This is a genomic window from Rheinheimera sp. EpRS3 (assembly GCF_001513785.1).
In the GTDB taxonomy this organism is placed as follows: Bacteria; Pseudomonadota; Gammaproteobacteria; order Enterobacterales; family Alteromonadaceae; genus Alishewanella.
Map to the genome: position 1 here is coordinate 1,180,539 of NZ_LNQS01000001.1, position 12,082 is coordinate 1,192,620.

Annotated in this window: 12 protein-coding genes; 11 read left to right on the forward strand and 1 reads right to left on the reverse strand. The window is 49.6% G+C overall.

From position 1 onward, the window contains the following. Window positions 1-191: 191 nt before the first annotated feature. On the forward strand, window positions 192-404 hold the full coding sequence (locus AR688_RS05240) for a cold-shock protein (protein ID WP_068230058.1): 213 nt from the start codon (window positions 192-194) through the stop codon (window positions 402-404). Between the two features lie 65 nt (window positions 405-469). Here AR688_RS05240 and dinB read toward each other — a convergent pair whose 3' ends face one another. After that, window positions 470-1,534, reverse strand: coding sequence for a DNA polymerase IV (gene dinB, locus AR688_RS05245; protein WP_068230060.1), 1,065 nt, complete (start codon window positions 1,532-1,534; stop codon window positions 470-472). A 242-nt stretch (window positions 1,535-1,776) separates the two neighbouring features. Here dinB and glyA point away from each other — a divergent pair, with 242 nt between their 5' ends. The 10 genes from glyA to AR688_RS05295 all read left to right on the forward strand — a co-directional run bounded on the left by glyA (window position 1,777) and on the right by AR688_RS05295 (window position 12,043). Beyond that, window positions 1,777-3,030 (forward strand): serine hydroxymethyltransferase, encoded by a 1,254-nt coding sequence (glyA, locus tag AR688_RS05250; RefSeq protein ID WP_068230063.1) that lies wholly within the window; start codon window positions 1,777-1,779, stop codon window positions 3,028-3,030. Window positions 3,031-3,124: 94 nt separating this feature from the next. Then, window positions 3,125-3,580, forward strand: coding sequence for a transcriptional regulator NrdR (nrdR, locus tag AR688_RS05255; RefSeq protein ID WP_068231240.1), 456 nt, complete (start codon window positions 3,125-3,127; stop codon window positions 3,578-3,580). Beyond that, window positions 3,580-4,713 (forward strand): bifunctional diaminohydroxyphosphoribosylaminopyrimidine deaminase/5-amino-6-(5-phosphoribosylamino)uracil reductase RibD, encoded by a 1,134-nt coding sequence (gene ribD / locus AR688_RS05260; protein ID WP_068230066.1) that lies wholly within the window; start codon window positions 3,580-3,582, stop codon window positions 4,711-4,713. Before nrdR ends, ribD begins: the two co-directional genes overlap by 1 nt. 11 nt (window positions 4,714-4,724) lie before the next feature. Next, on the forward strand, window positions 4,725-5,375 hold the full coding sequence (locus AR688_RS05265; RefSeq protein WP_068230069.1) for a riboflavin synthase: 651 nt from the start codon (window positions 4,725-4,727) through the stop codon (window positions 5,373-5,375). Window positions 5,376-5,387: 12 nt separating this feature from the next. Further along, on the forward strand, window positions 5,388-6,497 hold the full coding sequence (ribBA, locus tag AR688_RS05270) for a bifunctional 3,4-dihydroxy-2-butanone-4-phosphate synthase/GTP cyclohydrolase II (RefSeq protein WP_068230072.1): 1,110 nt from the start codon (window positions 5,388-5,390) through the stop codon (window positions 6,495-6,497). A gap of 118 nt (window positions 6,498-6,615) precedes the next feature. After that, complete coding sequence (ribH, locus tag AR688_RS05275) at window positions 6,616-7,080, forward strand: 6,7-dimethyl-8-ribityllumazine synthase (protein ID WP_068230076.1); 465 nt, start codon at window positions 6,616-6,618, stop codon at window positions 7,078-7,080. A gap of 17 nt (window positions 7,081-7,097) precedes the next feature. Beyond that, window positions 7,098-7,511 (forward strand): transcription antitermination factor NusB, encoded by a 414-nt coding sequence (gene nusB, locus AR688_RS05280; RefSeq protein WP_068230079.1) that lies wholly within the window; start codon window positions 7,098-7,100, stop codon window positions 7,509-7,511. Between the two features lie 34 nt (window positions 7,512-7,545). Continuing rightward, a complete protein-coding gene (gene thiL / locus AR688_RS05285; protein WP_068230081.1) occupies window positions 7,546-8,508 on the forward strand; it encodes a thiamine-phosphate kinase in 963 nt (320 codons plus the stop codon). Further along, on the forward strand, window positions 8,505-8,984 hold the full coding sequence (locus tag AR688_RS05290; RefSeq protein WP_068230083.1) for a phosphatidylglycerophosphatase A family protein: 480 nt from the start codon (window positions 8,505-8,507) through the stop codon (window positions 8,982-8,984). Before thiL ends, AR688_RS05290 begins: the two co-directional genes overlap by 4 nt. A gap of 26 nt (window positions 8,985-9,010) precedes the next feature. Beyond that, a complete protein-coding gene (locus AR688_RS05295) occupies window positions 9,011-12,043 on the forward strand; it encodes a ligand-binding sensor domain-containing protein (protein ID WP_068230086.1) in 3,033 nt (1,010 codons plus the stop codon). Window positions 12,044-12,082 lie beyond the last annotated feature (39 nt).

A 12,082-nucleotide genomic window follows, 5' to 3' on the forward strand; every position in this document is an offset into this window, starting at 1 on the left:
TTATCAGTAACGTGGCTCATGTTGCTGGTACGGCCAGAGCAGAAATATTTTCTGCGCGGCAGGCAAGGTTATTGACCCCTTATATGGCTTACCTGATAATGAGGGCGAAAATATATGCTAGCCAGCTGAGATGGCCGGTTATATTTAAGTCGCCAGCGAGCTGGCAAATTTAGTTAAAGTAAGAGAGTGTTATGTCACAGTTAATTTCCGGTTCAGTTAAGTGGTTCAACGAAGAGAAAGGTTACGGTTTCCTGGAGCGTGATGGTGGTAAGGACGTTTTCGTTCACTTCCGTGCGATCAACGGTACCGGCCGTAAAACTTTAGTTGAAGGTCAGAAAGTTACTTTTGAAGTAACTGAAGGCCAAAAAGGCCCACAAGCTGAGAACGTAACTGTTATCGGGTAATTCCGGCCAGGCTTGCATAAAACCGGCTTTTGCCGGTTTTCTGTTATCTGCAAAGTGCTAATCAATTAAAACGGCAAGGCCAGTTGCTGTGAAGCAGCAGTTTTAAAGCCTATTTGTAGACCTATTAATCTTACCCCTTGCTGCTGGCGGCGTTGCCAGGCTTCATCCAGTAGTGGCAGCAGTTTATCAAGCTGTAATGGCTGACCTTGTTTTTCTACGGTTGTCTGGCGAAAGTCACTGAACTTTAGTTTAATACCCACTTTCTGAATCGGCGTCAGTCGTCCTGCTGCAGTGTTGCTATAGTGATCCAGCCTGCGTTGTAACTGTGGCAGCAACTGACTTAGTGTTTCTACGCACTCGGTATATTGCAGTAAATCATGCTCCAGCGTGCGCTCTACCCCCAACGATTTTCGTTGCTCGCGGCTGCATACCGGCCGCTCATCAATACCCTGGCTGCGCTTTAACAAGCTATCGGCCAGGCTGCCAAACTGTTTTACCAGTAAAGGCAGCGGGGCGGTGGCGATATCGGCGCAGTAGTTTAAGCCCAACTGACTTAAGCGCTCGGCTGTTTTTGCCCCCACACCTGGCAGGCGTTTAAGCGGCAATTTTTTAACAAAGCTGCTGACGTCATCAGGCGTAATAACGCATAAACCATCTGGCTTATTTTCATCGCTGGCAATTTTTGCCAGAAACTTATTCGGTGCCACACCAGCCGAGGCTGTAAGGCCGGTTTCAATAAAAATACTACGGCGGATATCTTCAGCAATGCGCGTGGCGCTGCCATGAAACAGCGGGCAATCGGTGACATCCAGATAAGCTTCATCTAACGACAATGGCTCTATACTGTCGGTATAGCGGGCAAAAATAGCCCGGATTTGCCGGCTGGCCGCGCTGTACTTCTCCATATTACCACTGAGTAGGGTCAAGTGAGGACACAGCTTTAACGCCTGGCCGGTTGGCATTGCTGAACGCACGCCATAAGCCCGGGCAGGGTAGTTGCAGGTAGATATTACGCCGCGGGCTTGCCTTGAGCCGCCAACAGCAATAGGAATATGTTTCAGCGCCGGGTTGTCGCGCATTTCCACCGCAGCAAAAAAACAATCCATATCTATATGTATAATTTTGCGCATGCAAACACCGAGGCTGTTTTTATATACAGTATATTAGGCTGTGTTTTTTATATTGTAAAGCTTGCAACACAGAGTCACCTTGTTAAACCAGCCATGCATTTGTTATTTAGAAGTTTAGATGGCTAAATTGCGGGTGCATAAAGTCATATTTAAAGGTAGAATGGCGGCCAATTTTAGTAAGCCAGTTTTGATTCAGCTGAATTTGATTAAGACTACGCGTGCAAGCCGCACCAGGAGAGAGCATGTTAAAGCGTGATATGAATATTGCCGATTTCGACCCACAGTTATGGCAAGCGATAACCGATGAAAACGACCGTCAGGAAGCGCACATTGAGCTTATCGCGTCAGAAAACTATGCCAGCCCACGCGTACTGCAGGCGCAAGGCTCTCAGCTGACCAATAAATATGCCGAAGGCTACCCGCATAAACGCTACTACGGTGGTTGTGAATATGTTGATATAGCAGAAGATTTAGCCATTTCCCGCGCTAAAGAACTGTTTGGTGCCGATTACGCCAATGTGCAGCCGCATTCTGGTTCACAAGCTAACTCTGCGGTATTTCTGGCGCTGTTAAACGCGGGCGACACTATTTTAGGTATGAGCCTGGCACATGGTGGCCACTTAACTCACGGTGCTCATGTCAGCTCGTCCGGTAAACTGTATAAAGCGGTTCAGTACGGCCTGCACCCAGAAACCGGCGTGATTGATTATGATCAGGCTGAAGCGCTGGCGCTGGAACATAAACCAAAACTGATTATTGCCGGCTTCTCTGCGTATTCCGGTATTGTTGACTGGCAGCGGTTTCGTGATATCGCTGATAAAGTAGGCGCTTACCTGATGGTTGATATGGCCCATGTTGCCGGTTTAGTAGCCGCTGGTTTATATCCGAACCCGGTACCAGTAGCTGATGTGGTAACGACTACCACACATAAAACGCTGGCAGGCCCGCGCGGTGGTTTAATTTTAGCGCGTAAGAACGAAGAAATTGAGAAAAAGCTGAACTCAGCGGTATTCCCGGGTGGTCAGGGCGGCCCGTTAATGCACGTTATTGCCGCTAAAGCAGTAGCTTTTAAAGAAGCACTGCAGCCGGAGTTTAAAACTTACCAGCAGCAGGTACTAAAAAACGCTGTGGCGATGTGTGATGCCATGCAGCAACGCGGTTATAAAGTGGTTTCTGGTGGCACACAGAACCATCTGTTTCTGATGGACTTAATTGACAAAGACATTACCGGCAAAGAGGCCGATGCCTGGTTAGGGCAGGCGCATATCACGGTAAATAAAAACTCAGTACCGAATGATCCGCGTTCGCCGTTTGTGACCTCAGGTTTGCGTATTGGTACACCGGCGATCACCCGCCGTGGTTTTAACGAAGCCGAAGCGCGTACTGTGGCAAACTTTATTTGTGACGTGCTTGACAGCCGTGGCGATGCCGGTGTGATTGATAAAGTGCGTGGCCAGGTATCTGAGCTGTGCAGCCGTTTCCCGGTTTATGCGTAAACGCTGATTAAGTGCTATGATGGCCGCTATTGCGGCCATTTCTTTATCTGGCCCTTTCTTTTTGGCTTTTTGGCAGCTTAGCAGGATTTCTATCATGTACTGTCCGTTTTGTAATGCAGACGATACCAAGGTAATTGACTCACGTCTGGTGGCCGATGGCCATCAGGTACGCCGCCGGCGTGAATGTCTGGCCTGTCATGAGCGTTTTACTACTTTTGAGTCAGCCGAGCTGGTGATGCCGCGCATTATTAAACGTGATGGCTCGCGTGAACCCTTTAACGAAGATAAGTTGCGCAGCGGCTTGCTGCGTTCGCTGGAAAAGCGGCCGGTATCCACCGAGCAAATTGAACAGCTGATCAATAAAATTAAGTCTCAGTTGCGTGCCACCGGCGAGCGGGAAGTGGGTAGTCAGTTGCTGGGCAACCTGATTATGGATGAGCTGGTTAAAGTAGATAAAGTCGCTTATGTGCGCTTTGCTTCTGTATACCGCTCGTTTAAAGATATCCGCGAATTTGGCGAAGAAATTGCCCGCTTAGGGGAAAAAGCCTGATGTTTAGCGCCGCTGATACCACTTTTATGGCCCAGGCTATCCGCTTAGCTGAGCTTGGTCGTTACACCACCAGCCCAAATCCGAATGTTGGCGCAGTGCTGGTGCAAAACGGTGTGGTGGTTGGCTCTGGTTATCACAGACAAGCCGGTGGGCCCCATGCCGAAGTGTTTGCTCTGCGTGAAGCCGGTGCGGTAGCCAAAGGCGCCACCTGTTATGTTACGCTAGAGCCCTGTAGCCATTATGGCCGCACGCCACCTTGTGTTGAGGCATTAATTGCTGCCGGTGTTGCCCGCGTGGTAGTAGCGATGCAAGACCCGAACCCGCAGGTAGCCGGGCGCGGTGTGGCAATGTTGCGCCACGCCGGTATTGTCGTCGATGTGGGATTGCTGGAAGTGCAGGCGCGGGCATTAAACCCGGGGTTTTTAAGCCGTATGGAGCGCAAACGCCCCTATGTGCAGCTAAAACTGGCTGCCAGTTTAGACGGGCGCACCGCGCTGGCTAACGGCGACAGTAAATGGTTAACCGGCGCTGCCGCCCGCTCAGATGTGCAGCATTACCGCGCACAAAGCTGTGCTATTTTATCTACCGCTACGACAGTGCTGGCCGACAATGCCCGGTTGAATTTACGTGCTGAACAACTGCTGCAAAGCGTGACAGCACTGGAAAGTGGCGAACTGCGCCAGCCCAAACGGGTGATTCTGGACCGAAACGGAGTACTCGATCAGCGCCAGGCAATATTTAATGACGGTGGCGAAGTATTACTGTGCGTCAGTAAGGTTGAAAACTCGCGGCAACTGCCCAATATCGCCAGACAAATTCATTGCCCTTTAGATAGCAATGCGCAATTTGATTTAATGGCACTGCTGGAACACTTAGCACTGCGCGAAAATGTCAACACCTTGTGGGTCGAGGCGGGGGCTACATTGGCCGGTACCTTATTACAGTTAAATCTGGTGGATGAGCTGATAGTGTATATAGCACCAAAGCTGCTGGGCAATGCAGCTCAGCCGCTGGCAGTGCTGCCCCAGTTTACTGCTCTGGCGCAGGTGCCTGAATTAAGCTGGACAGACATACGTATGGTTGGGTCGGATATCCGCCTTACTGCCACGTTAAATTCTGCGCCAGCCGCATAACGGGATAACCTATGTTTACAGGTATTATTGAAGCCACAGGCAAGTTAAGCGCAGTACAACAGCGCGGTACTGATATCACAATCACTATCGACAGCCAGAGCCTGGACTTTTCTGACGTAAAGTTGGGCGACAGCATTGCCAGCAACGGCGTGTGTTTGACGGTAACCAAACTGGGTAAACACAGCTTTGATGCTGACGTGTCATCAGAAACCCTGGCTCACACCCTGTTTTGTCACTACAAAACCGGGCAACTGATTAATCTGGAAAAAGCCATGCTACCAACAACGCGCATGGGCGGGCATTTAGTCAGCGGCCATGTCGATGGTGTTAGCAGCGTAACCAAAATTGAAGCCAGCGGCCGCGCCTGGCACATCTGGCTTACGTTGCCCAAAGCACTGGCGCATTATATTGCCGCTAAAGGCTCTATCACTATTGATGGTGTCAGCCTGACGGTAAATGAGCTGAGCAATGATGCATTCAGGCTTACTATAGTGCCGCATACGGCAGAGCAAACTACCATTTCCCAGCTTAAAGTAGGTTCTAAGGTACACCTTGAGGTGGATTTAATTGCCCGTTACCTGGAACGTTTACTCAGTAAAGACAACGGCAGCGCCAGTAGCGGTGTCAGTATGGCGCTGTTGGCTCAGCGTGGTTTTTTATAAATAAGGTCTGTTATGCAACTGAATACTCCTGCTGAAATTATTGAAGACATCCGTCAGGGCAAAATGGTCGTGCTGATGGACGATGAAGATCGCGAAAATGAAGGCGATCTGGTGATGGCGGCAGAATATGTTACGCCCGAAGCGATTAATTTTATGGCTACCCATGGCCGCGGTTTAATTTGCTTAACGCTAACGAAAAAGCGCTGTACACAATTGGCCTTACCGTTAATGGTTGATGCGAATAAATCGCCGTTTTCTACTAACTTTACCGTGTCAATTGAAGCAGCAGAAGGTGTTACTACCGGTATTTCAGCAGCAGACCGTGCCCGCACAGTTAAAGCGGCAGTGGCACGCGATGCGAGGCCCACCGATATTGTGCAGCCTGGGCATATTTTTCCGTTGATGGCACAAGATGGCGGTGTGTTGGTGCGCGCCGGTCATACAGAGGCTGGTTGCGATCTGGCCCGTTTAGCCGGGTTGGAACCTGCCGCGGTAATTGTTGAAGTATTAAACGACGATGGCACCATGGCGCGGCGGCCTGATTTAGAGCTATTTGCGCAAAAACACGGTATTAAAATTGGTACTATTGCCGATTTAATTGAATACCGTAACTTAAATGAAACCACCATTGAGCAGGTGGCCAGTTGCCAGCTACCTACCGAAGTGGGCGAGTTCAAGCTGGTGACCTTTAAAGATACCATTGATAACCAAATTCATTTTGCTTTGGTAAAAGGTGACATCAGTGCCGATGAGCCGACTTTAGTACGAGTGCATTTGCATGACACCTTCAGTGATTTGTTAATGGCCGACCGTGCAGCAAACCGCAGCTTTCCATTACATACCGCCATGGCGCGTATTGCCAAAGATGGTGGAGTGCTGGTGTTACTGGGCAAGCATGAATCTACCGACGAGCTTATCCGCACCGTGCAGGCGTTTGAAGCCGAAGATAAAGGGGAAAAGCCGCGCAGTGCACCGTGGAAGGGCACCTCACGTAATGTTGGCGTGGGCTCGCAAATTCTGGCCAGTCTGGGTGTAAAGAAAATGCGCTTACTTAGCCAGCCAAAAAAATACCATGCGTTGTCTGGTTTTGGCCTGGAAGTAGTGGATTACGTTAGCGAGTAACCGTGCTACCGGCTTACCAATAAAGCGTCAGCCAACATAACAAAGACTATGCCGGTTTAGGCAGTGTTGTGCTATTATGCACGGCTAATTTTCAGCGGTCAGATTTTAAGGGCAACTTATGCAGGTTATTGAAGCAGGGTTTTCTGCCAACGGTAAGAAGTTTGCGTTAGTCGTAGCGCGGTTTAACAGCTTTATTGTTGAGAGCTTATTAAGCGGTGCAACCGACACATTGCAGCGTATTGGCAACGTGGCAGAGCAGGATATCACCGTGATCCGTGTACCGGGCGCCTTTGAATTGCCGCTGGCAGTGCAGCGTGTTGCTGCCAGTAAAAAATATGACGGCATTATTGCACTGGGTGCAGTTATCCGCGGTGGTACGCCACATTTTGAATATGTATCCGGTGAATGTACCAAAGGTATTGCCCAGGTAATGATGCAACATGACATTCCGGTAGCTTTTGGTGTACTCACGGTAGACAGCATTGAGCAAGCCATTGAGCGCGCAGGAACCAAGGCTGGTAACAAAGGTAGCGAAGCTGCCATGTCTACGCTGGAAATGGTTAACCTGCTGGCCAAGCTGTAACAGGAAGAGACGCACAGATGAAACCTAATGCCCGTCGTCAGTCACGGTCACTTGCAGTACAGGGAATATACAGCTGGCATGTCAGCAAAAACCCTATTGCAGATATTGAGCAACAACTATTATTAGAAACCAACGTTAAACATCTCGACGTTGGCTATTTTCAGGATCTGGTGCGTGGTGTGGTAAAAAACCATGCGGTACTGGATGAAGCATTAAAACCTTATTTAGATCGGCCGTTCGATGAAATTGATTTTGTTGAAAAAGCCATATTGCGGGTGTCAGCTTACGAGCTGAAATACCGTCTTGATGTTCCGTACAAGGTGATTATCAACGAAGCTATTGAGCTGGCCAAAGCGTTCGCCGCCGACGACAGCCATAAGTTCGTTAACGGCATTCTGGATAAAGCCGTACGCGTACTGCGTCCAAGTTAAAAGGAGAGCCGACATCAGTCGGCTTCTTAGTTTTATGGGTGAATTCGAACTCATTTCCCGCTATTTTGCCAACTGTGGCGCCAAACGCGCCGACAGTGCTATCGGTGTTGGTGATGATGGTGCTGTACTGCAGGTGCGTGATGGCTATGACTTAGTGGTTACCACCGACACTATGGTGGTAGGTACGCATTTTTTCCCTGATGATGAGCCCCGTGCGCTGGGCCACAAACTAGTGACCGTAAATGTCAGTGATTTAGCCGCCATGGGCGCAGAGCCAGCCTGGTTATCGCTGGCGCTGACATTACCAGCCGTGGATGAGCCCTGGGTGGCAGCCTTTGCTGCAGGCTTACACGAAACCGCTGAATACTATAATTGCCAGTTAATTGGCGGCGACACCACCCGTGGCCCGCTTAGTCTGACCATGATAGCCAAAGGCATAGTACCGCGCGGTAAAGCACTGACCCGCAGCGGTGCCAAAGTAGGTGATTATATTTATGTTACCGGTACTTTAGGTGACGCTGCTCTGGGGCTGAAACTGTGTCAGGGCCTGCATGAAGTCAGTAAAAAACATCAGACCCATATTCTGCAACGTTTTCATTATCCTTCAGCCCGTGTTGCACTTGGCCAGGCGCTGAGGAATATTGCCAGCAGTGCGATGGATTTATCCGATGGTCTGTATAGCGATATTCAGCATATTATGAAGCGCTCTGCGGTGGGGGCCAGTATTGATGTTGCCCGTTTGCCACTGTCGCAAGCGGTTAAAGACAGTTGCGATAGCGCCACGGCAATACAACTGGCGTTATCTGGCGGTGAAGACTACGAACTGTTGTTTACCGTACCAGAAGCCCGGCGCGGTTCGCTGGATGTATTACTGTCGCCCTACGGTGTTGGCGTTAGTTGTATCGGCCGTGTTACCGGTGCTGCCGGTAAGCTGGAGCTGAAACAGGGCGAACAACCGTTTAACTACCAGCATAATGGCTTTAAACATTTCTTATGAACGAACTGAAGTTTAACCTCAGAAAGTGGTATCAATTTCTTGCAGTGGGTTTTGGCAGTGGCTTATCGCCGGTAGCGCCGGGTACGTTTGGCACGCTGGCAGCCGTGCCATTGGTGGCGTTGTTGCTGTGGGCTGGCAATATTTGGCTGTTGACCTTTGTTGTTATTGGCAGTGTGCTTGGTATCTATATCTGTGGTCAGACAGCAACTGAAATGGAAACTCATGACCATAGCGCTATAGTGTGGGACGAAATTGTTGGCTATGGCATTACCATGCTGTGGGCCCCGCTGCACTGGCAGACGTTTTTACTGGGGTTTGTCTTATTTCGTCTGTTTGATATTGTAAAACCTTGGCCGATAAGCTTGCTGGATCGCCATCTGGGCGGCGGTATTGGCATTATGCTTGATGATATTGCGGCCGGTGTCGCTGCGCTTATCGTGTTGCAATTGTTACTGCCGTTTTTACCATTGGGCTAACGCAAAATAAGAAAGAGAGTGCATCAATGAAAAAAGCCTTACTGTTGTTTTTATTGTTGTGTCCTCTTACTTTGTATGCGTACAACCAACCATCGGTATATGATTTTGATATCAAGCACTGGAACAGTGCTGATGGCCTGTCCAGTAATTCAGTACGGTCTGTCAGCCAGGATTCGCAAGGGTTTATCTGGTTAGCGACTCTGTATGGCCTGAATCGCTTTGACGGCGTACAGTTTGAGCATTTTACCAAAGAAAGCCATCGCCATCTGGCCAGCAATAGTGTTACCCGCCTGCTGCATGACAGTCAGGGCTATATGTGGGTGGGCACGAAGTCTGGCCTGTCGGGGTTTGACCCGCTGACATTACAGTTTGAACGTTATCAGATCCTCTCTGAAGTTACCGCTATTATTGAAGTCCGCCCCGGTGAAATCTGGGTGGCAGCTGATCATTTATTTCGTATCTACAATGGCCATGTCAGCCGGGTAGAGCAGGTGCTTTCGCAGGTCAGCCAACTGGAGCTGGTGGGTGAGCATATCTGGATCATGGGGTCTGAGCAGCTGTACCGCATGGATCTGGATGGCAATGTAAAAAGCTACACCTTACCGGCCGAGCTTATTCAAACTCCGGTTTATGATTTGTACTGGACCGAAAAAGGTTTACATATTGCCGGTGAGTCGGGGTTTTATCATCTGAATGTTGCCACTAGCGAGGTACAAAAGTGTCAGCTACCGGATCAAAACAGCACTGCAGTATACAAACTACTGCGTGACAGCCGTGGTAATAGTTGGATATCAGCCCACCGTAAATTATTTCATAAACATGCCAAACAGCCCTGGCAGCATATTACCGGCGACGAACTGGGTAGTTACCCTTGGTTTAGTGATATTTTTGAAGACCGTGATAACAATATCTGGTTGGCCAGTTTCAGCGATGGCTTATACCGCGCAGCAGTAGGAAATATTCGCCGGGTAGTACCGTTTCAACCAGACGCTGTGGTACGCAGCGTCGCCGTTACCCCATCAGATACATTGTTGGTGGCCGGGCAGTCGGATATTGGCGAGTTAGCAGCTGATGGTCAATACCACAGCCTGATCAATGCTGAACAGCTAGGCAGCGGCACCGTGCACGACATTTACTGGCCAGATGCCAACCATGTATGGCTTGGTACTGACAACGGTATTCTGGCATATCAGCGGGATACCAGGCAGCTTACGACACAGTTTGATAGCTTAAAAGGCTTTGCCGTAAGAGTGCTGCAAGCAGATACAACGGGTGGTTTATGGATTGGCGGTGTGATGGGGCTGGTGCATTACCAGCACAACACGCTGACACCGTTTGCGTTGAACACTGATCTGGAATCCCGCCACATTACCGTGTTGCAGCAAAACGATAAGCAACTGGTATTTGGCACTACCCGCGGCTTATATCAGTACGAACAGCAACGCCTTAGTCGGTTGGGCGTTGGCACGGCGTTGTACAACAGTTACATTACCGCCTTGCTGTTGTTACCCAACGGCCATTTACTGGCCAGCACGCTTGATGACGGCATCTTTATTCGCCGTGCCGACAACAGCTGGTATCAGTTGCATACCGCTAACGGGCTACCGCACAGCCCGGTAGTCAGCATGACATACGATGGCGCAACAGATTATATCTGGATCAGCAGCCATAAAGGCATTTTTCGTTTACGCGCGGCAGAGCTTGACCGGCCAAATCTGGATAACCTGCCAATAGAGGATGTACTGGGGCCACATGATCGCCAGTTGGGCACTGTACCCGGGCGTTGTTGTAACGGCGCTGGCCATGCCAAGGTCGCATTGTGGCAGCAGCAGTATTGGTACCCTACATTAAAGGGCCTGGTGGCCGTGCCGGCAGAACTTAACCGTAAAGCTGATAAGCCCGTACAGCCGGTAATTAAACTGGTGCAGGGCCAGCAAACTTATGTTCTTACCGCAGAGCAGCAACGTTTGGTATTAGAGCTGGACGATCGCAACATCAGCATTAAATACTCTGCGTTGGAATTTATCAAACCAGCCGCTTTACAGTTTCGCTATCAGTTAACCGGCTTTGAACCTAGCTGGCATGACGCTGCAGACCGGCGTGAAGCCGTTTACACTAACCTGGAACCCGGGCGTTTTGTGTTTCGCATACAAACCCGGCTGGAGAATGAACCCTGGGCTGCTGCGCAAACACAGGAGCTTGAACTGATTGTGCCCAAGCGCTTTGACGAAACTCTGGTATACCGTGGCTTATGGCTGGTGCTGTTTTTGTTTTGTCTGTACGGCCTGATCTGGCTGTTAAGGCGCAATACTGTGCACCAGCAACAACAGCTGGAGCGCCTGGTAAAGCAGCGCACACAGGAGCTGGAAAACAGTAACCTGAAACTAAATGAATTAAATGAACAACTGGCATTACTAACCCATAAAGATAGTTTAACCGGTCTGCGTAACCGTCGTTTTATGTTTGAACAGTTGCCAAAAGACATCGAACACTTTCAGCGCAACCGTGAGTCTATGCAAACGCAGGGCAAATGCGTGGCGTTAATTCATCTGGATCTGGATAACTTTAAACAGGTTAATGATCAGTTTGGTAACAGTGCTGGTGACAGCTGTATTCAACAGGTAGCCGGTTTACTGATCCGTGAAACACGTGGCTCAGATTATGTTGTACGCTTTGCCGGTGAAGAGTTTGTCCTGGTGCTGCGTGATATACCGCTTGAACTGGTAGAGCAGTTTAGTTATCGCCTGAATGAGCTGGTGGCTAAAACGGTGTTTAATTTACCTGACGGGCACCGCACCCGCTTAACCTGCTCAGTGGGCTATGCTGTCTACCCGTTAGAATTACTTGGCGGGCAGCTGATCAACTGGGAAGTATCGTTACAACTGGCTGAAATGGCGTTGTACCATGTTAAACATGCGGGTAAAAATGGTGTAGCGACTATTCACTTTGATCAGCAGGTTGATGCCTTTGAATTTGAAGACTCATCGCATGTTGAAGCACAGGTAGAGCGTCTACTGGCCGCCGGGTTGGCACATTTTGAACTAAAAAATACCCGCTGATAACGGTTTGTTAGCAGCGGGTTTTTAGTGGTGTTAACG

Excerpts from the sequence above, each read along its gene's own strand:
- glyA (WP_068230063.1), top strand. The coding sequence starts at position 1,777 with ATGTTAAAGCGTGATATGAATATTGCCGATTTCGACCCACAGTTATGG.
- AR688_RS05265 (WP_068230069.1), top strand. The coding sequence starts at position 4,725 with ATGTTTACAGGTATTATTGAAGCCACAGGCAAGTTAAGCGCAGTACAA.
- ribBA (WP_068230072.1), top strand. The coding sequence starts at position 5,388 with ATGCAACTGAATACTCCTGCTGAAATTATTGAAGACATCCGTCAGGGC.
- thiL (WP_068230081.1), top strand. The coding sequence starts at position 7,546 with ATGGGTGAATTCGAACTCATTTCCCGCTATTTTGCCAACTGTGGCGCC.
- ribH (WP_068230076.1), top strand. The coding sequence starts at position 6,616 with ATGCAGGTTATTGAAGCAGGGTTTTCTGCCAACGGTAAGAAGTTTGCG.
- dinB (WP_068230060.1), bottom strand. The coding sequence starts at position 1,534 with ATGCGCAAAATTATACATATAGATATGGATTGTTTTTTTGCTGCGGTG.
- ribD (WP_068230066.1), top strand. The coding sequence starts at position 3,580 with ATGTTTAGCGCCGCTGATACCACTTTTATGGCCCAGGCTATCCGCTTA.
- AR688_RS05240 (WP_068230058.1), top strand. The coding sequence starts at position 192 with ATGTCACAGTTAATTTCCGGTTCAGTTAAGTGGTTCAACGAAGAGAAA.
- nusB (WP_068230079.1), top strand. The coding sequence starts at position 7,098 with ATGAAACCTAATGCCCGTCGTCAGTCACGGTCACTTGCAGTACAGGGA.
- AR688_RS05290 (WP_068230083.1), top strand. The coding sequence starts at position 8,505 with ATGAACGAACTGAAGTTTAACCTCAGAAAGTGGTATCAATTTCTTGCA.
- nrdR (WP_068231240.1), top strand. The coding sequence starts at position 3,125 with ATGTACTGTCCGTTTTGTAATGCAGACGATACCAAGGTAATTGACTCA.
- AR688_RS05295 (WP_068230086.1), top strand. The coding sequence starts at position 9,011 with ATGAAAAAAGCCTTACTGTTGTTTTTATTGTTGTGTCCTCTTACTTTG.